The 25,259-nt window shown below is 64.2% G+C and carries 20 protein-coding genes; 14 read left to right on the forward strand and 6 right to left on the reverse strand.

Annotation, left to right across the window (positions count from 1 at the left end; all coding sequences use genetic code 11):
- Nucleotides 1-2: 2 nt before the first annotated feature.
- Nucleotides 3-1,124 (reverse strand): carbon-nitrogen hydrolase family protein, encoded by a 1,122-nt coding sequence (locus tag ACIOVF_RS20705; RefSeq protein WP_213603604.1) that lies wholly within the window; start codon nucleotides 1,122-1,124, stop codon nucleotides 3-5.
- A 193-nt stretch (nucleotides 1,125-1,317) separates the two neighbouring features.
- Here ACIOVF_RS20705 and ACIOVF_RS20710 point away from each other — a divergent pair, with 193 nt between their 5' ends.
- Together ACIOVF_RS20710 and ACIOVF_RS20715 are read left to right on the forward strand one after the other, a co-directional pair.
- Nucleotides 1,318-3,354, forward strand: coding sequence for an FAD-dependent oxidoreductase (locus tag ACIOVF_RS20710; RefSeq protein WP_401292140.1), 2,037 nt, complete (start codon nucleotides 1,318-1,320; stop codon nucleotides 3,352-3,354).
- A 78-nt stretch (nucleotides 3,355-3,432) separates the two neighbouring features.
- Complete coding sequence (locus tag ACIOVF_RS20715) at nucleotides 3,433-4,332, forward strand: 1-aminocyclopropane-1-carboxylate deaminase/D-cysteine desulfhydrase (protein WP_401292143.1); 900 nt, start codon at nucleotides 3,433-3,435, stop codon at nucleotides 4,330-4,332.
- On the opposite strand, the gene ACIOVF_RS20720 is transcribed toward ACIOVF_RS20715, so the two are convergent.
- Complete coding sequence (locus ACIOVF_RS20720; protein ID WP_093380638.1) at nucleotides 4,329-4,877, reverse strand: cytochrome b; 549 nt, start codon at nucleotides 4,875-4,877, stop codon at nucleotides 4,329-4,331. The two genes, ACIOVF_RS20715 and ACIOVF_RS20720, sit on opposite strands and share 4 nt — an antisense overlap.
- Before the next feature lie 169 nt (nucleotides 4,878-5,046).
- On the opposite strand from ACIOVF_RS20720, the gene ACIOVF_RS20725 reads away from it, so the two are divergent.
- Entirely contained in the window at nucleotides 5,047-6,333 is a 1,287-nt protein-coding gene (locus ACIOVF_RS20725) for an arsenic transporter (RefSeq protein ID WP_401292147.1), read from the forward strand.
- Nucleotides 6,334-6,440: 107 nt separating this feature from the next.
- Here ACIOVF_RS20725 and ACIOVF_RS20730 read toward each other — a convergent pair whose 3' ends face one another.
- A complete protein-coding gene (locus tag ACIOVF_RS20730; protein ID WP_045195071.1) occupies nucleotides 6,441-7,385 on the reverse strand; it encodes a DUF1853 family protein in 945 nt (314 codons plus the stop codon).
- 133 nt (nucleotides 7,386-7,518) lie between these two features.
- Between ACIOVF_RS20730 and ACIOVF_RS20735 the strand changes: the two genes are divergently transcribed.
- From ACIOVF_RS20735 to ACIOVF_RS20785, 11 genes are all read left to right on the forward strand, one after another.
- Complete coding sequence (locus ACIOVF_RS20735) at nucleotides 7,519-8,409, forward strand: NAD(+) kinase (protein ID WP_045195070.1); 891 nt, start codon at nucleotides 7,519-7,521, stop codon at nucleotides 8,407-8,409.
- Complete coding sequence (locus tag ACIOVF_RS20740) at nucleotides 8,409-9,380, forward strand: metallophosphoesterase (protein ID WP_093380644.1); 972 nt, start codon at nucleotides 8,409-8,411, stop codon at nucleotides 9,378-9,380. The genes ACIOVF_RS20735 and ACIOVF_RS20740 overlap by 1 nt, the downstream gene beginning before the upstream one ends.
- Nucleotides 9,377-10,249, forward strand: a complete 873-nt coding sequence (locus ACIOVF_RS20745; RefSeq protein ID WP_045195066.1) for a rhomboid family intramembrane serine protease — start codon at nucleotides 9,377-9,379, stop codon at nucleotides 10,247-10,249. Before ACIOVF_RS20740 ends, ACIOVF_RS20745 begins: the two co-directional genes overlap by 4 nt.
- A 14-nt stretch (nucleotides 10,250-10,263) precedes the next feature.
- Nucleotides 10,264-10,524, forward strand: coding sequence for a YeaC family protein (locus ACIOVF_RS20750; RefSeq protein WP_045195064.1), 261 nt, complete (start codon nucleotides 10,264-10,266; stop codon nucleotides 10,522-10,524).
- Nucleotides 10,521-11,351 carry a DUF2797 domain-containing protein gene (locus tag ACIOVF_RS20755; RefSeq protein WP_045195062.1) on the forward strand — a complete coding sequence of 277 codons (831 nt, stop codon included), beginning with the start codon at nucleotides 10,521-10,523 and terminating at the stop codon, nucleotides 11,349-11,351. Before ACIOVF_RS20750 ends, ACIOVF_RS20755 begins: the two co-directional genes overlap by 4 nt.
- A 14-nt stretch (nucleotides 11,352-11,365) precedes the next feature.
- Nucleotides 11,366-14,023 (forward strand): aminopeptidase N, encoded by a 2,658-nt coding sequence (pepN, locus tag ACIOVF_RS20760; protein ID WP_401292153.1) that lies wholly within the window; start codon nucleotides 11,366-11,368, stop codon nucleotides 14,021-14,023.
- 229 nt (nucleotides 14,024-14,252) lie between these two features.
- Nucleotides 14,253-15,308, forward strand: a complete 1,056-nt coding sequence (locus ACIOVF_RS20765) for a YCF48-related protein (protein WP_082075400.1) — start codon at nucleotides 14,253-14,255, stop codon at nucleotides 15,306-15,308.
- A 20-nt stretch (nucleotides 15,309-15,328) separates the two neighbouring features.
- Nucleotides 15,329-17,710, forward strand: a complete 2,382-nt coding sequence (locus ACIOVF_RS20770) for an RND family transporter (protein ID WP_195886034.1) — start codon at nucleotides 15,329-15,331, stop codon at nucleotides 17,708-17,710.
- A gap of 141 nt (nucleotides 17,711-17,851) precedes the next feature.
- The gene (locus tag ACIOVF_RS20775) at nucleotides 17,852-18,145 is read left to right on the forward strand and encodes a DUF5629 family protein (protein ID WP_045195056.1); all 294 of its coding nucleotides are present in this window, start codon (nucleotides 17,852-17,854) and stop codon (nucleotides 18,143-18,145) included.
- A 1-nt stretch (nucleotide 18,146) separates the two neighbouring features.
- Nucleotides 18,147-19,238, forward strand: coding sequence for a lactonase family protein (locus ACIOVF_RS20780; RefSeq protein ID WP_401292366.1), 1,092 nt, complete (start codon nucleotides 18,147-18,149; stop codon nucleotides 19,236-19,238).
- 122 nt (nucleotides 19,239-19,360) lie between these two features.
- Nucleotides 19,361-19,540, forward strand: a complete 180-nt coding sequence (locus ACIOVF_RS20785) for a hypothetical protein (RefSeq protein ID WP_010223291.1) — start codon at nucleotides 19,361-19,363, stop codon at nucleotides 19,538-19,540.
- Nucleotides 19,541-19,768: 228 nt separating this feature from the next.
- On the opposite strand, the gene ACIOVF_RS20790 is transcribed toward ACIOVF_RS20785, so the two are convergent.
- From ACIOVF_RS20790 to ACIOVF_RS20800, 3 genes are read right to left on the reverse strand one after another with little or no spacing between them, the layout of a single operon-like run.
- Entirely contained in the window at nucleotides 19,769-20,362 is a 594-nt protein-coding gene (locus ACIOVF_RS20790; protein WP_401292158.1) for a glutathione S-transferase, read from the reverse strand.
- Nucleotides 20,359-24,006, reverse strand: a complete 3,648-nt coding sequence (locus ACIOVF_RS20795) for an AAA family ATPase (RefSeq protein WP_401292161.1) — start codon at nucleotides 24,004-24,006, stop codon at nucleotides 20,359-20,361. The genes ACIOVF_RS20790 and ACIOVF_RS20795 overlap by 4 nt, the downstream gene beginning before the upstream one ends.
- On the reverse strand, nucleotides 24,003-25,244 hold the full coding sequence (locus ACIOVF_RS20800) for an exonuclease SbcCD subunit D C-terminal domain-containing protein (RefSeq protein ID WP_045195047.1): 1,242 nt from the start codon (nucleotides 25,242-25,244) through the stop codon (nucleotides 24,003-24,005). The genes ACIOVF_RS20795 and ACIOVF_RS20800 overlap by 4 nt, the downstream gene beginning before the upstream one ends.
- Between the last annotated feature and the right edge of the window lie 15 nt (nucleotides 25,245-25,259).

The following is a 25,259-nucleotide window of genomic DNA, read 5'->3' on the forward strand; positions in this document are numbered from 1 at the left end:
CCCTACAACCAGAGGTTCAGCAGGCGCGCACCGGGGCTGGACGTGCCGCCCAGGTTCACCCCGTTGAGCTGGGCAAAGCCCTGGCCATCGGCGGCCAGGTCCCAGAAGCGCCCGCGCAGGAACACACTCATGCTGCTGACCCTGGCGGCGTTGGCGTTCAGGGTCAGGCGTTGCCAGGCTTCGTGTTCGCTCACCTCACCGGGCTTTAGCGCCAGCGACGAGGCCAGGGGTTGATGCCGGTTGCCGCGCCACGGCGCGTTCCAGCTGTCATGGCCGCTGAGAAACACCGGGTTGGCGACGATCTGGGCAAACTGGTTGGCCAGTTGCTGCTGGTTGCTCGGGTACCAGCTGTCGCTGCCGATCAGCACGCCCAGGCGCCCGGCCGGGGTTTGCAGCACCTGTGGCGGTTGATCGGTGCCGCTGCTGATAAAACGCCGCACTTCACTGTCCGGGTGCTGCTGGCGTTGCGGCTGGCCGAGCACCGAGCCGTCGCTGGCGAACACCAGGCTTGCGTTGTACAGAGCGCCGGAGCCGATGCGCAGGGTACCGCGCTCGACGTAAGGTTCAGGCAGGACGATGGAGCCGGCCACCAGGGTCACGCCGAACTCCTTGGCCAGGCCGCCGAACAGCTGCTGATAATCCTCGGCCATCTGCCCGGCTTTCATCCGCAGGTGGGCGTCGGCACGGCGGTCGTCACCCTCGGCGCCGAGCAGGGCCAGGCCGTAGCGCAGCGGGTTGCTCAGTTCCAGCCATTGCAGGGCTTCGCGGCGTTGGGTGACCTGGTACAGCTCGCTCTTCTCGCCTCGGGCCCACAGCCAGGTGCCGATGTGTTCGGGCAGGATGACGATGGTTTTGGCGTTGACCAGGCCCTGGGCGCGGGCGTGTTCAAGGTAGGCGGCCAGCTTGCGGTGCAGGCGCTGCAGGCTCTGGTAGTCACCGGGGAACAGCTGCGGCTCGACGCCCAGCAGGTTGCCGTGATCGGCCGGCACGCCTTCGCTCAGGGCCAGCTCGATGCGCAGGTCCGACAGATAGTGCCCGGCCGGGCGCTGCTCGGTCCAGAAGCCGTAGCCACTGAGGACGGCAATGACAACCAGCGCCAGGGCGCTCAACAGAAGTTTTCGCATGAAACGGGACAGCGCCGAAAAGGGATTCGGCCCCTAGGGTAGACCCCGAGTGCAGCAGGATCAATAACTTGTCACTTTCGGTCATTGAGCCGCGCCCGCTGGCTCTTTAATGTCGGCCTCAGATAACTGACGGGCCCCGCCAGCCTTGGCGAGGCGCCCGCATTCCGTGATTACGCCTGTTGTGGAGTTCACTATGGCCGCCGCTCAATACCCGCATTTGCTCGCCCCGCTGGACCTGGGTTTCACCACCTTGCGCAACCGCACCCTGATGGGCTCGATGCACACCGGCCTTGAAGAAAAGCCCGGCGGTTTCGAGCGCATGGCGGCCTATTTTGCCGAGCGTGCCCGTGGCGGCGTCGGCCTGATGGTGACCGGCGGCATCGGCCCGAACGTGGAGGGCGGGGTGTATTCCGGCGCGGCCAAGCTGAGCACGCCGGAAGAAGCCGATAAACACCGCATCGTCACCCAAGCGGTGCATGAAGCCGGTGGCAAGATCTGCATGCAGATCCTTCACGCCGGGCGCTATGCCTACAGCCCCAAATCGGTAGCGCCGAGCGCGATCCAGGCGCCGATCAACCCGTTCAAGCCGCGTGAGCTGGACGAAGAGGGCATCGAGAAGCAGATCCAGGACTTCGTCACCTGCTCGCTGCTGGCGCAAAGCGCCGAGTACGACGGCGTCGAGATCATGGGGTCGGAAGGCTACTTCATCAACCAGTTCCTCGCCGCCCACACCAACCAGCGTACCGATCGCTGGGGTGGCAGCTACGAGAACCGCATGCGCCTGGCGGTGGAGATCGTGCGCCGGGTGCGTGAAGCGGTAGGGCCGAACTTCATCATCATCTTCCGCCTGTCGATGCTCGACCTGGTCGAGGGCGGCAGCAGTTGGGAAGAGATCGTGCAACTGGCCAAGGCCGTGGAGCAGGCCGGCGCGACCCTCATCAACACCGGTATCGGCTGGCACGAAGCGCGGATCCCGACCATCGCCACCAAGGTACCGCGTGCGGCATTCACCAAGGTCACCGCCAAGCTGCGCGGCGCGGTGCAGATCCCGCTGATCACTACCAACCGCATCAACACCCCGGAAGTCGCCGAGCAGATCCTTGCCGAGGGCGACGCCGACATGGTCTCGATGGCGCGGCCGTTCCTGGCTGACCCGGAGTTCGTCAACAAGGCCGCCGCCGGGCGTGGCGACGAGATCAACACCTGCATCGGCTGCAACCAGGCCTGCCTGGACCACACCTTCGGCGGCAAGTTGACCAGCTGCCTGGTCAACCCGCGCGCCTGCCACGAAACCGAGCTCAATTACCTGCCGGTAACCCAGGTCAAGCGTATCGCCGTGGTCGGCGCCGGCCCCGCCGGCCTGGCGGCTGCCACCGTGGCGGCCGAGCGCGGCCATGAAGTAACCCTGTTCGATTCGGCCAGCGAAATCGGCGGCCAGTTCAACGTGGCCAAGCGCGTGCCGGGCAAAGAGGAGTTCTATGAAACCCTGCGCTACTTCAAGCGCAAGCTGCAGACCACCGGTGTCGAGCTGTGCCTGAACACCCGCGTCGATGCCGAGCAACTGGCGGCGGGCGGTTTTGACGAGATTATCCTCGCCACCGGTATCGCCCCGCGCCTGCCGGCTATCCCTGGCATCGAGCACGCCAAGGTGTTGAGCTACCTGGACGTGCTGCTGCAGCGCAAGCCGGTAGGGCAGAAGGTCGCGGTGATCGGCGCTGGCGGTATCGGCTTTGACGTCTGCGAGTACCTGGTGCACCAGGGCGTGGCCACCAGCCAGGATCGTGAAGCGTTCTGGAAGGAGTGGGGCATCGATACCCGGCTTGAAGCCCGCGGCGGCGTGGCCGGGATCAAGGCCGAGCCGCATGCGCCGGCGCGCCAGGTGTTCCTCCTGCAACGGAAAAAAACCAAGGTAGGCGACGGCCTGGGCAAGACTACCGGCTGGATTCACCGTACGGGCCTGAAGAACAAGCAGGTGCAGATGCTTAACAGCGTCGAATACCTGAACATCGACGATGCCGGCCTGCACATCCGTATCGCCGAGGGCGAGCCGCAGGTGCTGCCTGTGGATAACATCGTCATCTGCGCCGGCCAGGATCCGCTGCGCGAACTGCAGGACGGCCTGCTCGCCGCCGGGCAGTCGGTGCACCTGATCGGTGGCGCCGATGTCGCTGCCGAACTGGACGCCAAGCGCGCCATCAACCAGGGCTCGCGTCTGGCCGCCGAGCTCTGACCGGCGCAGCGCGGTGGGCCGCCCGGCCCGTCGCGCTGTTACACTGCGCTGCCCTGGCAGCCCTGTTGTGCCCCGCCCATGATTGGCAATTTCGACGACCTTCCGCTCGCCCCCCTGCAACCCTTGCCGCTGAACTGGCTACGCCCTCATGGCGTGAAGCTCGCGGTGTTGCGCCTGGACCTGATCGACCCGCTGATCAGTGGCAACAAGTGGTTCAAGCTGCTCGAACACCTGCGAAACGCCCAGGCCCAAGGGGCGCCCGGGGTGATCAGCCTTGGCGGCGCCCATTCCAATCACCTGCATGCCCTGGCGGCGGCGGGCAAGCGCTTCGGCTTTGCTACCGCCGGGCTGTTGCGTGGCCATGCCCAGGACACCCCGACCGTGCGCGACCTGCAAGCCTTTGGCATGCAGCTGCACTGGTTGGGATATGGCGGTTATCGCGAGCGTCATCAACCGGGCTTCTGGCAGCCCTGGCAGGCGCTGTATCCAGGTTGGCAGTGTGTCGCCGAAGGTGGGGGCGGGCCGTTGGGCGCCAAGGGTTGTGCGTTGATCGTCGAGCAGGCGCAAGCGCAATTGGCGGCGCTGGGCTGGGCGGATTACCACGGCTGGTGGCTGGCGGCCGGTACCGGTACCACCCTGGCCGGGATGGTGTTGGCCGAGGCGGGCCGGCGTGAGGTGCATGGCGCCCTGGCCGTACCGCTGGACCACGGCGTGCCCGAGGCTGTCGAAGCATTGGTCGGCACGGCAGGTTACAGGCTGCATGAGGCCTGCCGTGGCGGCTTTGCCAAGGTCGATGACGAGTTGCTGGCGTTTATGGCCGGCTGCGAATCTGAAGCGGGCATGCCGCTGGAGCCGCTGTACACCGCCAAGGCCTTGCTGGCGCTGCGCCGGGAAGTCGAAGCCGGGGCTTTTGCCCCTGGCACCCGGCTGATCTTTTTGCACAGCGGCGGCTTGCAGGGCCGCCGCGGGTTCGCCTAGTTATTGCGTGGCAACATGCGCAGCAAGGTGTTGTCGCGCTGCACATAGTGATGGAACAGGCCGGCAACAGCATGCAGGCCGATCAACCAGTAGCCCCAGGTGCCGATGCGCTCGTGCCAGCCCTTGATGAACTTGGCCAGGTCCGGGTCCGGGGCTATAAGCGCCGGCAGCTCGAAGCCATAGAACGGGATCGGCTTGTTGGCAGCGCTGAGCAGCAGCCAGCCGGCCAGCGGCAGGCCGATCATCAGCAGGTACAGGGCCAGGTGCATCAGGTGCGCCAGGCCGGTCTGCCAGGCCGGCGGCGCCGGAATGATCGGCGGGGTCGGGCGGCCCAGGCGCAGGGCCAGGCGCAGCCAGACCAGCACGAATACCGTCAGGCCGAGCATGAAGTGCAGGTCTTTCATCAGCGCGCGCTCGGCGCTGTCCTTGGGGAACATGCCGCGCAGTTCGATAAAGGCGTAGACCGCCGCCAGCAGCACCAGCATCAGCCAGTGCAGGGCAATTGACAGACCGCCATAGCGGGCCTGGTTTTGGCTCAACGTCATGGGTATTCCTCATCATCAGGTCGAAGTCCGCGCTCTTGTGGCGCAGTCAGCTAACTGTAACCGCTTGCCAGCCGATTACCCGGCCATTGCAGCAGAAATTGGTCACGCAGGCCTTGATCTGTCGCTAGAATCCGGCGCTTGAGTCCGATTTCTACAAGGCTTGTACTTCATGCTGATGGCATCGCTGATATTCCTCCTGACCATTACCCTGGTGATCTGGCAGCCCCGCGGCCTGGGCGTTGGCTGGAGTGCCACGGGCGGGGCGCTGCTGGCGTTGCTCTGCGGGGTGGTGCAGTGGAGCGATATTCCGGTGGTCTGGCAGATCATCTGGAACGCCACCGGCACCTTCATTGCCCTGATTATCATCAGCCTGTTGCTCGATGCTGCTGGCTTTTTTGCCTGGGCGGCGCTGCACGTGGCGCGTTGGGGGCGCGGCAGTGGCCAGCGGCTGTTCTGCTTCATCGTACTGCTGGGGGCACTGGTGTCGGCGTTGTTTGCCAACGACGGCGCGGCGCTGATCCTCACCCCGATCGTGGTGGCCATGCTCCTGGCCCTGCGCTTTAGCCCGGCGGCGACCCTGGCTTTTGTCATGGCCGCAGGTTTTATTGCCGATACCGCGAGCTTGCCGCTGGTGGTGTCGAACCTGGTCAACATCGTCTCTGCGGACTTCTTCGGTATTGGTTTCAACCGTTATGCGGCGGTGATGGTGCCGGTCAACCTGGTTGCCGTGGCGGCAACCCTGGCGGTGCTGTTGTGGTACTTCCGCCGTGATATCCCGGCAGACTACGACCCGCTGCAACTGGATGCGCCGCGCAGCGTGGTGCAAGACCCGGCGACGTTTGTTGCCGGCTGGCTGGTGCTGGCGATCCTGCTGCTCGGCTGTTTTGCCCTTGAGCCGCTGGGCATCCCCATCAGCGCGATTTCGGCGGTGTGTGCACTGGTGTTGCTGCTGGTGGCGGCACGCGGGCACAGGATTTCCACGCGCAAGGTGCTCGAAGAAGCGCCCTGGCACATCGTGGTGTTCTCCTTAGGGATGTACCTGGTGGTCTATGGCCTGCGCAACGCCGGGCTGACCGATTACCTGGCCGGTTGGCTCAACGCATTCGCCAGCGGCGGGGTGTGGGGTGCGGCGCTGGGTACCGGGCTGCTGACCGCGGTGCTGTCGTCGATCATGAACAACCTGCCGACGGTGCTGATCGGCGCCTTGTCGATCGATGCCAGTGCCGCCACCGGGGTGGTCAAGGAAGCGATGATCTACGCCAACGTGATCGGCAGTGACCTGGGGCCGAAAATTACCCCGATCGGCAGCCTGGCGACCTTGTTGTGGTTGCATGTGCTGGAGCGCAAGGGGGTGAAGATTGGCTGGGGGTATTACTTCAAGGTCGGGATTGTGCTGACGCTGCCGGTGTTGCTGCTGACCTTGGTGGCGCTGGCGCTGCGGTTGACTGTGGTTTAGGGCTGGCTTCATCGCCGGCAAGGCCGGCTCCCACAGTGGATCTGCGCACGCCGAACCTGTGGGAGCTGGCTTGCCAGCGATCGCCTGCGCAGCAGGCGTAAAACCCGTCACCCTGGCAGGTTCGGCCATAAGTCCGAGACCAGAAACAACCGCTCGGCTTCCTCCCACTCGCCACGCTCACCCTCGACCAGCCGCACCAGCAACTGCGCTGGCGCCAGTGGGTCCAGCGCCTGCAACCAGGTCTCGAAGCGCTGTGCCGACCAGCAGTCCTGCGCCGGGTAACAGGCCGGCGCCAGCCAGGCATGGCGCGGCAATGGCTGCCAGCGACCAGGTGCACTCTGGGCACGGAACGCTGCCCAGTCCCGCTGATGCAACCAGAGCCCGCGCAAATGCTGCGGGTTGGCCCCACGCGGCGCTTGCGCCTGCCCCGGCCAGGGGTAGAGCAGGTAACCGCCCAGCCACAATTGCGCACTGAACTGCTCGATCTCCAGCGCCGCCAGCGCTTCGCGGCTTTCCGCGCGCGCCGAAATCGGCAACTGGTGTTCGGCCAGGTGGGCAAGCTTGCGGTCCAGGCGGTCATGGCAACCCGGCCCCAGCCACTGCGCCGGGTTCTCTCCCGTGCCGTTCTGCGGCCCCAGGTACAGCTTGATCGCCAGCTCCAGGTGGTGCACACCGTCGCTGTCGCGCAGCAACAGGTCCAGCTCGCCGAGGGTGTGCCCGCCATTGCGGATCGGCAGGTTGGCAGCCAGCAGGGTCACCCCGGGGGCATGCTGGAGGACGAACTGCCATAGACGTTCGTAGTACAAACCCAGGCGCCGGGTGCTGGCCTGGGCCAGCCAGTGCAGCAGGACCTGGCTGTCGCGGTCTTGTGCCAGCAGCCACTGGCGCAGTTGTTCAGGCTCGGCTACCCAGCGGCTGGCCGCCAGCGGGTGGCGCTGCGGCCACGGCGTGTCGCGCAGCATCGGCGGCGCCAGGATCACCCAGGCCAGGTCGCGCACCTGGGGCTGGCGCAACTGGCGGGGCAGGTCGGTCAGGCTGGGGAACGGGTTCATTCTGCGAGCATAGCCGCTCAGCCTGCGCGCTTGCTGAATTTCTCCGGCGTTTGCCGCTGCCCGGCGCTTTCGCCCATAATCGAACTCTTTGGCGAGCATCGCCTCTTTACCCGCCGCAGAGCCCTGGAGCCCCATGGAGCAATTTCGCAATATCGGTATCATCGGACGTCTGGGCAGCTCCCAGGTGCTCGATACCATTCGCCGACTGAAAAAATTCCTGCTGGCGCGGCATCTGCACGTGATCCTCGAGGACACCATCGCCGAAGTCCTGCCCGGCCACGGCCTGCAAACCTCGACCCGCAAGCTGCTGGGCGAGGTCTGCGACCTGGTGATTGTCGTCGGTGGCGACGGCAGCCTGCTCGGCGCCGCCCGCGCCCTGGCCCGGCACAACATTCCGGTACTGGGCATCAACCGAGGCAGCCTGGGCTTTCTGACCGACATCCGCCCCGATGAGCTGGAGGTCAAAGTCGCCGAGGTGCTCGACGGCCACTACCTGGTGGAAAACCGCTTCCTGCTGCAGGCCGAAGTGCGCCGTCACGCCGAAGCCATCGGCCAGGGCGACGCCCTCAACGATGTGGTGCTGCACCCGGGCAAGTCGACGCGAATGATCGAGTTCGAGATCTACATCGATGGCCAGTTCGTCTGCAGCCAGAAGGCCGACGGCCTGATCGTCGCCACGCCGACCGGCTCGACCGCCTACGCGCTGTCGGCGGGCGGGCCGATCATGCACCCCAAGCTCGACGCCATCGTCATCGTGCCGATGTACCCGCACACGCTGTCGGGGCGGCCGATCGTGGTTGACGGCAACAGTGAGCTGAAGATCGTCGTGTCCAAGGACCTGCAGATCTACCCGCAGATTTCCTGCGACGGCCAGAACCATTTCACCTGCGCGCCTGGCGACACCATCACGGTCAACAAGAAGCCGCAGAAGCTGCGCCTGATCCATCCGCTGGATCACAATTACTACGAGGTATGCCGGACCAAGCTCGGCTGGGGCAGCCGCCTGGGTGGTGGAGGCGAGTGATGCTCGATCCCGCTCGCAGTTTCGACCTGATCGGTGACGTGCACGGCTGTGCCCACACCCTCGAGCGCCTGCTCGACGCCCTCGGCTACAAGCGCCAGGGCGGCGTCTGGCGGCATCCGTCGCGCCAGGCCGTGTTCCTTGGCGACATCATCGACCGTGGCCCGCGGATTCGCGAAGCGCTGCACATCGTCCATGACATGGTCGAGGCCGGCCAGGCCCACTGCATCATGGGCAACCACGAGTACAACGCCCTGGGCTGGAACACCCCGGCGTTGCCCGAGAGCGGCAAGCACTACGTGCGCGAGCACACCCCGCGCCACGGCCGGCTGATCTACGAAACCTTGACCCAGTTCGAACAGCATCCAGGCGACTGGCATGACTTTCTCGAGTGGTTCTACGAACTGCCGTTGTTCATCGACGCCGGGCGTTTTCGCGTTGTGCATGCCTGCTGGGATGCGCGGCTGATCGACCCGTTGCGCCAGCAGTACCCGGACGGGCGCATCGACGAGCATTTCATCCAGGCTTCGGCAGTGCCTGAGAGCTTTGCCGCCACAGTCTGCAACCGCCTGTTGCGCGGCACCGACATGCGCCTGCCGGACGGTTTGACCCTGACTGGCGGCGACGGCCTGACCCGGGCGTTTTTCCGCACCAAGTTCTGGGAAGAAGACCCGCAGACCTACGGCGATATCGTCTTCCAGCCCGATGCGTTGCCCGAGCAGGTGGCCAGTGCGCCGCTCAGCCACAGCCAGAAGAACGCCTTGCTGCGCTACAGCGAGGACGAGCCGATGCTGTTCGTCGGCCATTACTGGCGCAGCGGCAAGCCGGCGCCGATCCGCGCCAACCTGGCCTGCCTGGACTACAGTGCGGTGCTGTACGGCAAACTGGTCGCTTACCGCCTGGATGCTGAAACCCGCATCGACCCGCGCAAGTTCGTCTGGGTTGATGTCGACCGGCCGGAGGCCAGCCAATGACTGCAGTGGTGGTATTACGCATGCCGTTGAGTACCGATCTCAGCGGCTTTGTCGGCCTGTTGCGGCGCCTGCAGGTGCCGCACCGGGTCAGCGAGGAGGGCGGTGACCAGGTGTTGTGGGTGGCCGAGAACCTCGCCGAAGACGTACGCCAGCTTTACCAGCGTTTCCCCGAGGGCAATGCCGAGTTCGAACTGCCGGCCGATGCCGCCCTGGCGCCGCCGGCGCGTCCGAGCATCGGCGAGCAGTTGCGCGCCAGCAAGGCCACGGCGGCGATCCTCCTGCTGTGCCTGATCGTCGCCGGCCTTACTGGCCTTGGCGACAACTTCGCGACCTTGAGCTGGCTGACCTTCCTCGATTTTCGCGTGCAGGGCGACTACCTGTACTTCACCCCCTTGGCCGCCAGCCTTGCCGATGGCCAGTGGTGGCGCCTGTTCACGCCGATGCTGGTGCATTTCGGCATCCTCCACCTGGCCATGAACGGCCTCTGGTACTGGGAACTGGGCCGGCGCATCGAACTGCGCCAGGGGCCATGGAACCTGCTCGGCCTGACCTTGCTGTTCAGCCTGGTGTCCAACGCGGCGCAGTACCTGTTTGGCGGCCCGAGCCTGTTCGGCGGCTTGTCGGGGGTGCTCTACGGTTTGCTCGGACACATCTGGCTGTACCAGTGGCTGGCGCCCAACCCGGTGTATCGCATGCCGCGCGGCGTGCTGGTGATGATGCTGGTGTGGCTGCTGCTGTGCCTGTCCGGTTTGATCAGCCTGCTCGGCTTCGGCCAGATCGCCAACGCCGCCCATGTCGGCGGGCTGTTGGTCGGTTGCCTCAGCGGGCTCTTGGGCGGGGCGCTGGCCCGGCGTAAACTGACCGCTTGATTTTGGGAGACCTTATGTCCACTTTTGCGCAAATGATTGAAAACATCACCCCGGAAATCTACCAGAGCCTGAAACTGGCGGTAGAGCTGGGCAAATGGGCAGACGGGCGCAAGCTCACCACCGAGCAGAAAGAGCTGTCGCTGCAGGCGGTGATCGCCTGGGAGCTGCAGAACCTGCCGGAAGAACAGCGTACCGGTTACATGGGCCCGCAGGAATGCGCCTCGAAGTCGGCACCGGTGCCGAACATCCTGTTCAAGTCGGATGCGATCCATTGATCGAACTCGGCCGCGGCTCCATCAGTAAAATGTCGGCGCGTCTCGATGCGCCGGTGGTGCAGTACGCTTTTCGTCTGGGCGAGCAGGAAGTGCCGGTCAACCCCTTGATCGGCAAGACCCTGCGCCTGGAATACCTCGGTGCCATCCATTGCAGCCACTGCGGGCGCAAGACCAAGACCAGCTTCAGCCAGGGTTATTGCTACCCGTGCATGACCAAGCTTGCGCAGTGCGACGTGTGCATCATGGCTCCGGAAAAATGCCACTACGATCAGGGCACCTGCCGCGAACCTTCGTGGGGCGAGCAGTTCTGCATGACCGATCATGTGGTGTACCTGGCCAACTCCTCAGGCATCAAGGTCGGCATTACCCGGGCGACCCAGTTGCCCACCCGCTGGCTAGACCAGGGCGCCAGCCAGGCGCTGCCGATCGTGCGCGTTGCCACCCGCCAGCAGTCGGGGCTGGTCGAAGACCTGTTCCGCAGCCAGGTGGCCGACCGCACCAACTGGCGCGCCTTGCTCAAGGGCGATGCCGAGGCGGTCGACCTGCTTGCCGTGCGCGATCAACTGTTCGACAGCTGCGCCGAGGGCCTGACTGCCCTGCAGGCACGATTCGGCCTACAGGCCGTGCAGCCGTTGAATGATGGTGAAGTGCTGGAAATCCGCTACCCGGTCGAGGCCTACCCAAGCAAGATCGTCAGCTTTAACCTGGACAAGAACCCCGTGGCTGAAGGCACGCTGCTGGGCATCAAGGGCCAGTACCTGATCTTCGACACCGGCGTGATCAATATTCGCAAATACACGGCGTACCAGCTCGCCGTGCATCAGTAAAAAAGGACCGCCACATGCGTACCGAACAGCCGCAAGTGATCTACCTCAAGGACTATCAGGCCCCCGAATACCTGATCGACGAGACCCACCTGACCTTCGAACTGTTCGAGGACCACAGCCTGGTCCACGCGCAGCTGGTCATGCGCCGCAATCCGGCCCGTGGTGCCGGCCTGCCGCCGCTGGTGCTCGACGGCCAGCAGTTGGAGCTGCTCAGCGTCGCCCTGGACGACCAGGCCCTGGCCGCCGGCGACTACCAGCTCGATGACAGCCACCTGACCGTACAGCCCAAGGCTGCGACCTTCACCCTCGACACCAGCGTGAAGATCCACCCCGAGCGCAACACCGCCCTCGAAGGCCTGTACAAGTCCGGCAGCATGTTCTGCACCCAGTGCGAGGCCGAGGGTTTTCGCAAGATCACCTACTACCTCGACCGCCCGGACGTGATGAGCAAGTTCACCACCACGGTGATCGCCGAGCAGCATCGCTATCCGGTGCTGCTGTCCAACGGCAACCCGGTCGGTACTGGCCCGCAGGAAGATGGCCGGCATTGGGCAACCTGGGAAGACCCGTTCATGAAACCGGCCTACCTGTTCGCCCTGGTCGCCGGTGACCTGTGGTGCGTCGAAGACAAATTCACCCGCCAGTCGGGCCGTGACGTGACCCTGCGCATTTATGTCGAGCCGGAAAACATCGACAAGTGCCAGCACGCCATGACCAGCCTGAAGAAGTCCATGCGCTGGGACGAAGAAGTCTATGGCCGCGAGTACGACCTGGACATCTTCATGATCGTCGCGGTCAACGACTTCAACATGGGGGCCATGGAAAACAAGGGCCTGAACATCTTCAACTCCAGCTGCGTGCTGGCCCGCGCCGAAACCGCCACCGACGCTGCGCACCAGCGGGTCGAGGCGGTGGTCGCCCACGAATACTTCCACAACTGGTCGGGCAACCGCGTGACCTGCCGTGACTGGTTCCAGCTGTCGCTCAAGGAAGGCTTCACGGTGTTCCGTGACTCGGAGTTCAGCGCCGACATGAACTCGCGCACGGTCAAGCGTATCGAGGACGTCGCCTACCTGCGCACCCACCAGTTCGCCGAAGACGCCGGGCCCATGGTCCACGCCGTGCGCCCCGACAGCTTCATCGAGATCTCCAACTTTTACACCCTGACCGTGTACGAGAAGGGCTCGGAAGTGGTGCGCATGGTCCGCACCCTGCTGGGCGCCGAGGGTTTCCGTAAAGGCAGCGACCTGTACTTCGAGCGTCATGACGGCCAGGCCGTGACCTGCGATGACTTCATCAAGGCCATGGAAGATGCCAACGGCGTCGACCTGACCCAGTTCAAGCGTTGGTACAGCCAGGCCGGCACGCCGCGCCTGGCAGTCAGCGAGGCTTACGACAGTGCTGCCCAGACCTACAGCCTGACGTTCCGTCAGAGCTGCCCGGCCACCCCGGACAAGGTCGAGAAAAAACCATTCGTGATCCCGGTGGAGCTGGGCCTGCTCGATGCCCAGGGCAACGACATTGCCCTGCGCCTGCAAGGTGAAGCGGCAGCAGACGGCACCTCGCGGGTGTTGTCGGTCACCGAAGCCGAGCAGACCTTCACCTTCGAAGGCATCGCTGCCAAGCCGCTACCCTCCTTGCTGCGTGGCTTCAGTGCCCCGGTCAAGCTGAGCTTTCCGTATGATCGTGACCAGCTGATGTTCCTCATGCAGCACGACAGCGATGGTTTCAATCGCTGGGAAGCCGGCCAGCAACTGTCGGTACAGGTGCTGCAGGAACTGATCGCCCAGCACCAGCAGGGCGCCAAGCTAGTGCTGGATCAGCGCCTGGTGACCGCGTTGGGTACGGTGCTGGCCAACGAGCAACTGGACCAGGCCATGGTCGCCGAGATGCTCTCGCTGCCCAGCGAAGCCTACCTCACCGAAATCAGCGAAGTGGCTGACGTCGATGCCATCCACGCCGCCCGCGAGTTCGCCCGCAAGCAGATCGCCGAGCAGCTGTTCGATGCCCTCAACGCACGCTACCAGGCCAACCGCGCGCTATCGCGTGGCACCGAGTACGTTGCCGAAGCCGAGCACTTTGCCCGTCGCAGCCTGCAGAACATCGTGCTCTCGTACCTGATGCTCAGCGCCCGGCCCGAAGTGCTGGCTGCAACCCTGGAGCAGTTTGACGCCTGTGACAACATGACCGAGCGCCTCACCGCCCTGGCCGTGCTGGTCAACTCGCCGTTCGAGACGCAGCGGGCCAAGGCCCTGGAAAGCTTTGCCGAGCACTTCAAGGACAACCCGCTGGTCATGGACCAATGGTTCAGCGTACAGGCGGCCAGCACCCTGCCGGGCGGCCTGGCGCGGGTCAAGGCGCTGATGCAGCACCCGGCCTTCACCATGAAGAACCCGAACAAGGTCCGCGCCCTGATCGGTGCCTTCGCCGGGCAGAACCTGGTCAACTTCCATGCCGGCGATGGTTCGGGCTATCGCTTCCTGGCGGACCTGGTGATCGAACTCAACGCCCTCAATCCGCAGATCGCTTCGCGGCAACTGGCGCCGCTGACTCGCTGGCGCAAGTACGACAGCGCGCGTCAGGCGCTGATGAAAGGTGAGCTGGAGCGGATTCTGGCTAGCGGTTCGCTGTCCAGTGATGTGTATGAGGTCGTGAGCAAAAGTCTGGCCTGATGGCCTCATCGCGGGTCAAGCCCGCTCCCACATTTAGTGTGGGAGCGGGCTTGACCCGCGATTGCTTCCCCGCAAATCCTGCGCTTAACAAAAGATAACGTCCCGTTCGTTGTCAGCCCTTTGCAAACCCCGATAGGATGGCTCTCAGCTATTGCGGGGCTCTGGAACACGGTTTTTGCAGTACCTGCATATAGATTGACCCAAATAACAATAAACGGGGGATAGATCTATGACTGAGCCTGTCATGGCGGGTCTCGGCGCTGCTGCGCGTAAAGCCGGCAATCGCCCTTGGGCATTGGCCGCCAGCGGCTTGCTGGTCTTGGCAATCGGGCTGTGGGCCAATACGGCCGAAGCCGCAGCCGCGCAAACCGATGACTACTCCACCCAATCGTCCAAGGCGGTAAAAAGCTTGCTGCTGGACGTCACCAAGGCCGGCGCACGCCTGGTCGCCGTGGGTGATCGCGGCCATATCCTGTTTTCCGATGACCAGGGCAAGTCCTGGACCCAGGCCAAGGTGCCGACCCGGCAACTGCTCACCGCTGTCTATTTTGTCGACGACCAGCACGGCTGGGCGGTCGGCCACGATGCGCAGATCCTCGCCAGCACCGACGGCGGCGCCACCTGGAGCAAACAATTCGAAGACCTGGCGCGTGAAGCGCCGCTGCTCGATGTCTGGTTCAAGGACACCCAGCACGGCATCGCCGTGGGCGCCTATGGCGCATTGCTGGAAACCACCGACGGTGGCAAGCACTGGAACGATGTCGGCGATCGGCTGCATAACGATGACCAGTTCCACCTCAACGGCATCGCCGAGGTAAAAGACACCGGCCTGTTCATCGTTGGCGAGCAGGGCAGCATGTTCCGCTCCAGCGACGACGGCCAGACCTGGGAAAAGCTCGAAGGCCCTTATGAAGGCTCGCTGTTCGGCGTCACCGGCACCGCCCAGCCACGCACTTTGCTGGCCTACGGCTTGCGCGGCAACCTCTACCGTTCCAGCGATTTTGGCGACACCTGGCAACAGATCAAATTGAAAGCCGCGCGCGGCAACCTCGAATTTGGTCTGGCAAGCGCTACGCTTCTCGATGATGGCAGCCTGGTACTCGTGGGCAATGGCGGCAGCGTGCTGCGCAGCAGCGACGACGGTCAGAGCTTCAGCGTGTTCAACCGGGCCGATCGCATTGCCCTGGCCGGCGTCAGCGGGCTGAATGAAGGGCGCCTGGTGCTGGTGGGCCAGGGTGGCGTGCACCTGGCTTCGGCCCAGGGCGCCGAAGGAGTGCAGCCATGACCCGTCAGGAGCAGTTCAACATGAACCAGCAGCAACACCATCAGGACAAGGCGACCTTGCTTGAGCGCCTGATCTTCAATAACCGCCCGGTGGTGATCCTCATCTGCCTGCTGGTCAGCGTGTTCCTGTTCTGGCAGGCCACGCAGATTCGTCCGTCCACCAGCTTCGAAAAAATGATCCCGCTCGAGCATCCGTTCATCGAGAAGATGCTCGAACACCGCAACGACCTGGCCAACCTCGGCAACACCGTGCGCATCTCGGTGGAGGCCACCGACGGCGACATCTTCAGCAAGGACTACATGGAAACCCTGCGTCAGGTGCATGACGAGGTGTTCTACATTCCCGGCGTCGACCGCTCGGGGTTGAAGTCGCTGTGGAGCCCCAGCGTGCGCTGGACCGAAGTGACCGAAGAGGGCTTCGCCGGCGGCGAGGTGATCCCGCAGACCTACGACGGTTCGGCCGACAGCCTCGACCAGTTGCGCAACAACGTGCTCAAGTCCGGGCAGGTCGGGCGCCTGGTGGCCAACAACTTCAAGTCGAGCATCATCGACATCCCGCTGCTGGAGTCCTACCCCGACCCGCAGGACCAGGGCAGGCTGATCAAGCTCGACTACCAGCAATTCTCCCATCAGCTCGAAGAGAAGATCCGCGACAAGTTCCAGGCCCAGAACCCCAACGTGAAGGTGCACATCGTCGGCTTCGCCAAGAAGGTCGGTGACCTGATCGACGGCCTGATGATGGTGGCGATGTTCTTCGGCATCGCCCTGGTGATCACCTGGGTGCTGCTGTACTGGTTCACCTGGTGTATCCGCAGCACCATCGCCGTGCTGATCACCACCCTGGTGGCGGTGGTCTGGCAATTGGGCCTGATGCATGCGGTGGGCTTCGGCCTCGACCCGTACTCGATGCTGGTGCCGTTCCTGATCTTCGCCATCGGCATCTCTCACGGGGTGCAAAAGATCAACGGCATCGCCTTGCAGTCCAGTGATGCCGACAACGCCCTGACCGCGGCCCGGCGCACCTTCCGCCAGCTGTTCCTGCCGGGGATGATCGCCATCCTGGCCGACGCCGTGGGCTTCATCACCCTGTTGATCATCGACATCGGCGTGATCCGCGAGCTGGCCATCGGTGCCTCGATCGGTGTGGCGGTAATCGTCTTTACCAACCTGATCCTGCTGCCGGTCGCCATCTCTTATGTCGGCATCAGCAAGAAGGCCATCGAGCGCAGCAAGAAGGACGCCACCCGCGAGCATCCGTTCTGGCGCCTGCTGTCGAATTTTGCCAGCGCCAAGGTCGCGCCGGTGTCCATCGTCCTGGCCTTGCTGGCCTTCGGTGGCGGCCTCTGGTACAGCCAGAACCTGAAGATCGGCGACCTCGACCAGGGCGCGCCGGAGCTGCGTCCGGACTCGCGCTACAACCAGGACAACGCCTTCATCATCAACAACTACTCGACCAGCTCCGACGTGCTGGTGGTCATGGTCAAGACCCCGACCGAAGGCTGCTCGGTGCACTCGACCATGGCGCCGATCGACGAGCTGATGTGGAAGATGGAGAACACCCCGGGGGTGCAATCGGCGATCTCCCTGGTGACCGTGTCCAAGCAGATGATCAAGGGCATGAACGAGGGCAACCTGAAATGGGAAAGCCTGTCGCGCAACCCGGACGTGCTCAACAGCTCGATCTCCCGAGCCGACGGCCTGTACAACGCCGACTGCTCGCTGGCGCCGGTGCTGATCTTCCTCAACGACCACAAGGCCGAGACCCTCGACCGCGCGGTCAAGGCGGTGCAGGAATTTGCCGACACCCACAACAAGGAAGGCCTGGAGTTCCTCCTGGCGGCGGGTAACGCCGGTATCGAGGCGGCCACCAACGAGGTGATCAAGTCGGCCGAGCTGACCATCCTGATCCTGGTGTACATCTGCGTGGCGGTGATGTGCATGATCACCTTCCGCTCGTTTGCCGCAACCTTGTGCATTGTCCTGCCGCTGGTGCTGACCTCGGTGCTGGGCAACGCCCTGATGGCCTTCATGGGCATCGGCGTCAAGGTCGCGACCCTGCCGGTGGTGGCGCTGGGCGTGGGTATCGGCGTGGACTACGGCATCTACATCTACAGCCGCCTGGAGAGTTTCCTGCGTGCCGGGCTGCCGCTGCAGGAAGCCTACTACCAGACCCTCAAGTCCACCGGCAAGGCGGTGCTGTTCACCGGCCTGTGCCTGGCCATCGGCGTGTGCACCTGGATCTTCTCGGCGATCAAGTTCCAGGCCGACATGGGCCTGATGCTGACCTTCATGCTGCTGTGGAACATGTTCGGCGCGTTGTGGCTGCTGCCGGCACTGGCGCGGTTCCTGATCAAGCCGGAAAAAATGGCGGGCAAGCAGGGCGGTTCGATTTTCGCCCATTGATTGCTGGTGATAATCGCGGGTCAAGTCGAGTCGTCGCACCGCCGCTCCCACCCTGGCTGTGGGAGCGGCGGTGCGGCGATCCGACTTGACCCGCGATGCTTTCAGGTATCATGGGGGTTTCCCGCCAGTGATATCCCTGCAATGACAACCCTCTCCCAAGCCCTCGAATCCTGCAACATGCTCCTGGTCGACGGCCTGCACGCCTTTGACTTCAGCTTCGACGAAACCGGCCTGCGCATCGAGTTGATGGACGGCCGCGCCTTGAAAAAATACGCGTTCTCCGCCGAGCAGATCGGCGCCGCCCGGCTCGAAGGTACCGACTGGCTGATCACGGCCGACACCGGCGAGCATCGGCTAGTCTGTATGAGTGCCTTTAGTGCCCGCGAAGAGGATGACGATGACGCGCCTGCTGAAGAACCTGCTGATCGCCAGTAGCATGAGCCTGATGTTCACCGCCCAGGCCCATGAGCTGCTGGTCGGCAGCTACACCGCAGGCAGCAGCGAGGGCATCTACCGTTACCGCTTCAACAGCGACAGCGGCCAGATCGACCCCACGCCGCTGCAGGTGCTCAACAGTGAAAACCCGTCCTGGCTGACCCTCTCGGTCGACAAGCGCCTGCTGTTCGCGGTCAACGAGAATGGCGCCGGCAACGGTCAGGTCAGCAGTTTTGCCATCGGCAAGGACGGCAGCCTCAAGGCCCTGAACCAGGTGCCCAGCCTGGGCGACGAGCCGACCCATTCCAGCCTCAGCCATGACCAGCGCTACCTGTTCGTCGCCAACTACGGCGTGTTGCCCGCCCCGGGCGGCAGCCTCAGTGTGTTGCCGGTAGACCGCAACGGCCACTTGCAGGCCTCGGTGCAGCAAGACCGGCACAAGCCCAGCGGCGTCAATCCGGAGCGCCAGACCGGGCCGCACGTGCATTCGGTGGTGTCCTCGGACGACGGCAAGTACGTGTTCGCCAGTGATCTTGGCGCCGACAAGGTGTTTGTCTACCGTTACGACGGTGCCAGCCCCACCCAGCCCCTGAGCGCGGTCGAGCCGGTAAGCCTGCCGCCGGGCAGCGGGCCGCGCCATTTGCTGTTTGACCGCGAAGGCAAACATGCCTACCTGACCCTGGAAATGAGCGCGCAAGTGGTGGCGTTCGATTACCAGGACGGCAAGCTGCTGGAGCTGCAGCGCCTGCCCTTGACCGAACAGGGTGATGCCTCGGCCCGCGCGGCGGGGGCCTTGCACCTGTCGGCTGACGGGCGCTTTCTGTATGTCAGCAACCGCGGTACGGCCAACGAGCTGCTGGTGTTTGCCGTCGATGACAAGACCGGCAAGCTGATGCAGGTGCAGCGGCGCAGTGTCGAAGGTGATCATCCACGGGAATTCACCCTCGACCCTGGCGGCAAGTTCCTGCTGGTGGCCAATCAGAAGAGTAACCAGATCGTGGTGATCCGCCGTGATCCGCGCAGTGGCTTGCTCGGTGAAACCGTGCAGAAGCTGGCCCAGGATGCGCCCTCGGACCTGAAGTTCGTCAACTGACTATCAATTGCCTTGATGTTTGCTACTGCTGCAATGAATTTCTGTGCGCCGCGCCAGCGGCGTAAGTTTGAACCACGGCCCCAGACGGCCACTTCAAACCACAGACTTCGAGGGTCAGCGCCATGAACTTCAACCTTTTCCCGGTCATCGCCGCTTCCGCCATTTCTGCTTCGGTGGTCCTGCCGGCCAACGCCCATGTCGAGCTCAGCGAGCGCAAATCATCGACTCAGAGCTACACCCAGAAGTACCTGCAACAAAGCGCCAACTTCTACGCTGCGCTGGACCACAAATCGCAGCACTGAGCCGGTAGTTTTTTCTGGCAATGGCACATCGCCATGTGATTGAATTTGACGCTAATTTATTGACGTCATGGGATAACACATGAAATGGCGAATTCTGGCGGTGTTGCTGTTCCTCTATTCTTCGCCGATTCTGGCGCTGTAGCTTCTGGCCTCATCGCTGGCAAGCCAGCTCCCACCATGGCCGTGCATGCCCAGGCCCCTGTGGGAGCTGGCTTGCCAGCGATGGGTTCAACGCGCCATGATCGCCTTGAACAATGCCGACGCCAGCCAACCCTGCAGCCACGCCTGCAGATGCGGGTAGGGCGCCTGGGCAAACCATTCAGGCTCGACCCCGGCGAACTGGCGCATCAATGGCAGTAACGCCGCATCCGCCAGGCTTGGATGGTCAGCGAACAGGTAGCCCTGGTGCGCCAGTCGCTCATTCAGCTCGGCCAGCCAGGGTTCAGCCTGTGCCCGGTACTCCTCACGTGAGTGCTGTGGGTAGCGTTCAGCGTACTTGTACAGATTGACCTGCACCTTGAACTGGCGATCATTGCGCTCGATCAGCGCCTCGGCGGCCTGCGCCGCCTGCGGGTCGGCCGCCAGTAGCCAGTCTTGCGGATCATGCCGGGCGAGGGCCCAGCGCATGATCTCCAGGCTTTCCTCCAGCACCAGGCTACCTGCACTCAACACCGGTACCGTGCCCTTGGGCGACAGTGCCAGAAGCTCGGCAGGTTTGGCCTTGAGGCTGACTTCGCGAATTTCTACCGGACACTCGGCATAGCGCAGCGCCAGGCGCGCACGCATGGCCCACGGGCAGCGGCGGAACGAGTAGAGGATCATCCGCTGACCTCCACCGTGCTCAGGCCATTGCCCTGGCGACGCACCTGGATCTGCACCGGGATACGCTCGTGCATCTCCTGTACGTGGGAGATCACCGCGACCTTGCGGCCCTGGGCCTGCAGGCCGTCGAGGGCGTCCATGGCCAGTTGCAGCGACTCCGGGTCGAGGCTGCCGAAGCCCTCGTCGATGAACAGCGACTCGATGCGCAAGGTGCTCGAGGCCATCGATGCCAGGCCCAGGGCCAGGGCCAGCGAGACCAGGAAGGTTTCACCGCCCGACAGCGAATGCACCGAGCGCAGCTCGTCGCCCATTTCCGTGTCCAGCACCAGCAAACCGAGCAGGCTGCCACCGCGCTTGAGCCGGTAGCGCCGGGCCAGCTGACGCAACTGGGCGTTGGCGTGGTGCACCAGCAGGTCGAGGTTGTAGCCCTGGGCGATCTTGCGGAAGGTGTCACCGGTGGCCGAGCCTATCAGGGCGTTGAGCCGCGCCCAGCGCTGCCATTCGCCGTAGGCGCTGGCGATCCGTTCGGCCAGGGCCTGGTGCGCCAGTTGCCGGCGCTGGTCTTCAGCCTGGGCGGCACGCAGTTCGGCGCAGGTCTGTTCGCTGGCCGCCAGCTGTAGCTGCAGGCTGTCGATTACCTGCTCCAGGGCTTCGCGGGTGAGCTCGGCGTTGCCCTGGGTCTGATGCTGGTCCAGGCGCTGCTGGCGCTCCTGCAGCAGGGTGCGGGCCTGTTCGATGGCTTTTTCGGCGTCCTGCAGACCCTGACGCAGCTGCGCTACGGCGTTGTCGTCCAGTGCCAACAATTGCTCCAGGCCACTGTCGTCCAGCTCCGGGTGGCCCTGGCGCCATTGTTCGATCTGCGTGCGAACCTCGTTGTGTTCCTGTTCCAGGTTGCTCAGGCGTTCGTCTTTGGCCTTGAGCTCGGCGGCCAGTTCGATCAGTTGCGCCTGGGTTTGCTGCAGTTGTTGCAGTGCCTGGGTTTCAGCCTGGCGTGCGTGCTCCACGGCCTGTTCCAGATGCTGCTGCCAGTGTTCGGCGCTGGCCTGTTCGCCGAGCAGGGCGGTGAGGCTGTCGCGGCTGCTTTGATGCTGGTGTTCCAGCTCAGTGCACTGCTGTTGCAGCTCTTCGTGTTTTTGTACCCGCGCCTGTTGCTGCAGCTGGGCTTTGTCCAGGCTCTGCTGGCGCTCGGCATGTTCCTGCTGTTCGTCCTTTTGCCGTTGCAAAAGGTCCAGGCGCAGGGCCAGTTGCTGGTCCAGGCGCATGAAGGCGGCGGCCGGCTCCTGGCGCAGGTCGTTGAGGATGTCAGCGGGCAACAGGCTGGCGAAGCTGCCCAGTTCCTGTTCCAGGCGTTCTTCGTCACTGGCCAGCGCTGTTTGCTGCTGGCTCAGGTGCTGGCTGGCCTGTTGGCTGGCTTCTTGGGCTGCCTGCAGCTGCTGTTGCAGGCGGCTGGCGTCTTTTTGCAGGGTCAGCAGGGCGTTCTGGCGCTGCTCGTCACGACCGATGTCGTGGTTCAGGTTGCGCGCCTGCAGGTCCAGCCAGGTGCTGCGCTGGCTTGCGTCCTGAGCGGCCAGCGACGGGTACAGCGGGTGCGCTTGGAGGCTGGGCAGCAGCGCCTGTTGCTGGCTGCCCAGTTGCTCCTGCTGGTGCAGGTACTCCTTGATCTGGCCGTTGACCCCGCCCAGTTGCGTGCGCAGCTCATCGAGTTGCTTCTTCAGCCCGTCGACCACCTGCTGGGCATTGGCTTCTTCGTTCTGGTCGTGGCGGCCGAGGCTTTGCAGCAGGGCTTCGGGCTGATGGTAAGGGTGTTCCTGGCTACCGCAGACCGGACAGGGCTGGTCGTCCTGCAATTGCGCGCGCAGTTCTTCGACGCTCTGGCTGCGGGCCAGGCGCTGGCGTTCGAGCAACTGGCGAGTAACGTTCAGCGCCTGTTCGGCGGCGGTCAGCTGGTTTTTGCCATTGAGGCCTTCGCTGATCAGCTGTTCGCGTTGTTGCAGGGCAGCTTGCTGGCGTTCGCGCAGGGCTTGCAGGCGCTGTTCGAGCTCTTGCTGGTTGCTCCACAGCCGGCTCAGTTCTTCGACCTGGCGTTGCTGCTGGCGGTTTTTCTGCAACAGCTCGCCAAGCAGGCCGATCTGTTCGGCCAGTGCCTCGGGTTCGGCCTCGGCTTCGCGGTAGAGCAGGGCCAGGGCGGCGCGTTGCGTTTCAAGCTGGGCGTGGGCCTCGCTGGCGCGTTGCTGCAGGCCCGGCAGTTCGGCACGGCCCTGGTTGAGGCGGTTGCCCAGTTGCATCAGTTGCTGCAGGCGGTGGCGATAGGCATTCCAGGCTTCGCTCAAGCCAGCCAGCGCCACGCTTTGCTCAAGCTGCGCGCCGATCTGCTGCAAGCGTTGTTCGCTCAGGCGTTGCTGCTCATTGAGGCTCAGCAGCTGTTGCTGGCCTTCGGCACTGGCCTGTTCGGCCTGCTGCTTGAGCGCTGTGCTGTTGGTCAGCTCCTGCTGCAAACGGGTCAGGGTGTTTTGCTCGGCAAAGGCCTGGCGTAGCGCAGGTGCGCTGTCGCTTTGTTGCGCCAGGGCCAGGCCCAGGGCTTCGCGGGCCTTGGCCTGTTCGTCCTGCAGCTGCTGCTGACGGCTATGCAACTGCTCATGTTGCTGGCGCTGCGCGGCGATATTCGTGGCCAGCGGGCTGAGCTGGGCATTGAGCGCCTGCTGGCGGGAGAACTGGTGACGCTGCGGCGCCAGCTGTTCCAGGCGCGCAAGCTTCAGCCGCTCACCGTGCAGGCTGTCGTGGTGGTGTTGGGCACTGTGTAGTTGCGCGCTGGCGGCCTGCACTTGCTCTTGCAGTTGCAGCAGCTCGCTGAGCCAGCTGCGTTGCTGTTCGAGCAGGCGCAGTTGCGCCTGTTCGGCCTTGAACCCGTCGAGCGCTTGGGTGTAGTGCAGGTCCAGTTCGGCGCGAGCCTCGGCGGCCATGGGCAGCACGCCGCTGGCCTGGTCCTGCAGGGCTTTGTGCGCCTCTTCGGCTTCTTTGCTCTTGCTATAGGCGCGGCGCCCCAACTGGCTGTAGATCGCCGTGTTGGTGAGCTTTTCCAGCAGCTCGCTGCGCTCTTTGTCATCGGCCTTGAGGAAGGCGCTGAACTCGCTCTGGGCGAGCATCACGGCACGGGTGAACTGCTCGAAATTAAGTCCCAGGCGCGACTCGATCAGTTGCTTGTATTCGGCCTTGCTCTGGTTGCTCAGCAGTTGCTCGCTGTCCAGGTCATGCAGGCTCTGGCGGCTGCCTTGCAGCTTGCCGTTGGCCTTGTCGCGGGCGCGGTTGGTTTCCCAGCGGGCGCGGTAGCGACGACTGTCGATGCCGACGAAATCCACCTCGGCAAAGCCGCTGCCCGAACCCCGACGCAGCAGGGTGCGCGGGTCGCTGGTGAGGATGTCGCTGTCAACTTCCGGCAACTTGGTTTCGCGGCCGATGTTGCTCAACCGCGGCACCGCGCCGAACAGCGCCAGGCACAGGGCGTCGAGCAGGGTGCTCTTACCGGCGCCGGTAGGTCCGGTAATGGCGAACAGGCCGGCGCTGGCCAGCGGCTCGGCGCTGAAGTCGATCTCGATCGGGCCTTCCAGGGAGGCCAGGTTCTTCAGGCGGATGGCGAGAATCTTCATGGCTGTTCTTGCTCCTGCTGGACGTCCTGCAGCAACAGGGCAAAGTCGGCCAGGGTCTGTTCATCGACGGCGTTGCCGTAGGCCTGCTCCCAGGCGCGGCTGAACAGCTCGTGCGGGGTCAGTTGGCCGAGTTCCAGCAGGTCGGCGCTGCTGTCGTCTGCGCTGCGGCCGTTGCCGGCATATTCGGCGGCGATGCGCACCAGGCGTACCGCCTTGCCGTGCAGGGCGCTTTCAAGTTGCGCGCGCAGGTCGGGCAGGGGTTCGTCCAGGCGTACGCGGATCTCCAGCCAGGGTTGGCGCTGTGGGTCGTCGAGCAGGTCGACCACCGGCAGCTCGGCCAGTTGCTCCAGCACCTCGGCCAGCGGCGCCGGGCCCAGGCGTTGCAGGTGCACGGCGCGCGGCACCAGGCGCGATTCGACGCTGGCAAGCTTGGCGCCGTCCAGTTCGATTTCCAGGACCTGATGCTGATAGCCGATTTCCGAGAACGACAGCGGGATCGGCGAGCCGCTGTAGCGGATGCGCTCTTCGCGGTTGACCTTCTGCGGTTTGTGCAGGTGGCCGAGGGCGACGTAGCAGATCTGCGGGGCGAACAGCCGCGCCGGCAAGGCTTCGGCGTTGCCGATGATCAGGCTGCGTTCGGAGTCTTCCGAGATCGAGCCGCCGGCCATGTGTGCATGGCTCACGGCTATCAGTGCCTGGCCGTTTTTGCGCCGTTGCAGGGCGGCGGCGATGAGTTTTTCGTGAACCTGGGCGATGCCGCGCAGGTAGTCATCGCCCAGGTGGGCACCGGTGACTTCTGCCGGGCGTAAAAACGGCAGCGCCAGGCACCAGGCGGCGACCTTGCCTTTGGCGTTGGTCAGTGGGATCAGCAGGCGCTCGCTGTCCAGCTCGCCTTCATCCAGCCACTGCACACGGCCCAGGGCGTGGGTGCGCAAGCTGCGCATCAGCGGCGCCGGCAACTCGATGCGCGAACCGGAGTCATGGTTGCCGGCGATCATCACGATGGTCAGTTTGGGCTGCTGTTCGTGGGCCTGGACGATGAAGTCGTAGAGCCGCTCCTGGGCTTTGACCGGCGGGTTGACGGTGTCGAAGATGTCGCCGGCAATCAGCAGGGCATCGGGCTGGCGCAGCTTGAGCTGGCCGAGCAGCCACTCGAGAAAGCAGGCGTGTTCGAAGTCGCGTTCCTGGCCGTGCAGGGTTTGACCCAGGTGCCAGTCGGAGGTGTGAAACAGACGCATGAAGGGTTCCGCAGT

The organism is Pseudomonas sp. NPDC087612 (assembly GCF_044743505.1).
Lineage (GTDB): Bacteria > Pseudomonadota > Gammaproteobacteria > Pseudomonadales > Pseudomonadaceae > Aquipseudomonas.

Excerpts from the sequence above, each read along its gene's own strand:
- ACIOVF_RS20750 (WP_045195064.1), top strand. The coding sequence starts at position 10,264 with ATGTCCACTTTTGCGCAAATGATTGAAAACATCACCCCGGAAATCTAC.
- ACIOVF_RS20780 (WP_401292366.1), top strand. The coding sequence starts at position 18,147 with ATGAGCCTGATGTTCACCGCCCAGGCCCATGAGCTGCTGGTCGGCAGC.
- ACIOVF_RS20745 (WP_045195066.1), top strand. The coding sequence starts at position 9,377 with ATGACTGCAGTGGTGGTATTACGCATGCCGTTGAGTACCGATCTCAGC.
- ACIOVF_RS20720 (WP_093380638.1), bottom strand. The coding sequence starts at position 4,877 with ATGACGTTGAGCCAAAACCAGGCCCGCTATGGCGGTCTGTCAATTGCC.
- ACIOVF_RS20710 (WP_401292140.1), top strand. The coding sequence starts at position 1,318 with ATGGCCGCCGCTCAATACCCGCATTTGCTCGCCCCGCTGGACCTGGGT.
- ACIOVF_RS20765 (WP_082075400.1), top strand. The coding sequence starts at position 14,253 with ATGACTGAGCCTGTCATGGCGGGTCTCGGCGCTGCTGCGCGTAAAGCC.
- ACIOVF_RS20785 (WP_010223291.1), top strand. The coding sequence starts at position 19,361 with ATGAACTTCAACCTTTTCCCGGTCATCGCCGCTTCCGCCATTTCTGCT.
- ACIOVF_RS20795 (WP_401292161.1), bottom strand. The coding sequence starts at position 24,006 with ATGAAGATTCTCGCCATCCGCCTGAAGAACCTGGCCTCCCTGGAAGGC.
- ACIOVF_RS20705 (WP_213603604.1), bottom strand. The coding sequence starts at position 1,124 with ATGCGAAAACTTCTGTTGAGCGCCCTGGCGCTGGTTGTCATTGCCGTC.
- ACIOVF_RS20800 (WP_045195047.1), bottom strand. The coding sequence starts at position 25,244 with ATGCGTCTGTTTCACACCTCCGACTGGCACCTGGGTCAAACCCTGCAC.
- ACIOVF_RS20730 (WP_045195071.1), bottom strand. The coding sequence starts at position 7,385 with ATGAACCCGTTCCCCAGCCTGACCGACCTGCCCCGCCAGTTGCGCCAG.
- pepN (WP_401292153.1), top strand. The coding sequence starts at position 11,366 with ATGCGTACCGAACAGCCGCAAGTGATCTACCTCAAGGACTATCAGGCC.
- ACIOVF_RS20715 (WP_401292143.1), top strand. The coding sequence starts at position 3,433 with ATGATTGGCAATTTCGACGACCTTCCGCTCGCCCCCCTGCAACCCTTG.
- ACIOVF_RS20740 (WP_093380644.1), top strand. The coding sequence starts at position 8,409 with ATGCTCGATCCCGCTCGCAGTTTCGACCTGATCGGTGACGTGCACGGC.
- ACIOVF_RS20725 (WP_401292147.1), top strand. The coding sequence starts at position 5,047 with ATGCTGATGGCATCGCTGATATTCCTCCTGACCATTACCCTGGTGATC.
- ACIOVF_RS20790 (WP_401292158.1), bottom strand. The coding sequence starts at position 20,362 with ATGATCCTCTACTCGTTCCGCCGCTGCCCGTGGGCCATGCGTGCGCGC.
- ACIOVF_RS20770 (WP_195886034.1), top strand. The coding sequence starts at position 15,329 with ATGAACCAGCAGCAACACCATCAGGACAAGGCGACCTTGCTTGAGCGC.
- ACIOVF_RS20735 (WP_045195070.1), top strand. The coding sequence starts at position 7,519 with ATGGAGCAATTTCGCAATATCGGTATCATCGGACGTCTGGGCAGCTCC.
- ACIOVF_RS20775 (WP_045195056.1), top strand. The coding sequence starts at position 17,852 with ATGACAACCCTCTCCCAAGCCCTCGAATCCTGCAACATGCTCCTGGTC.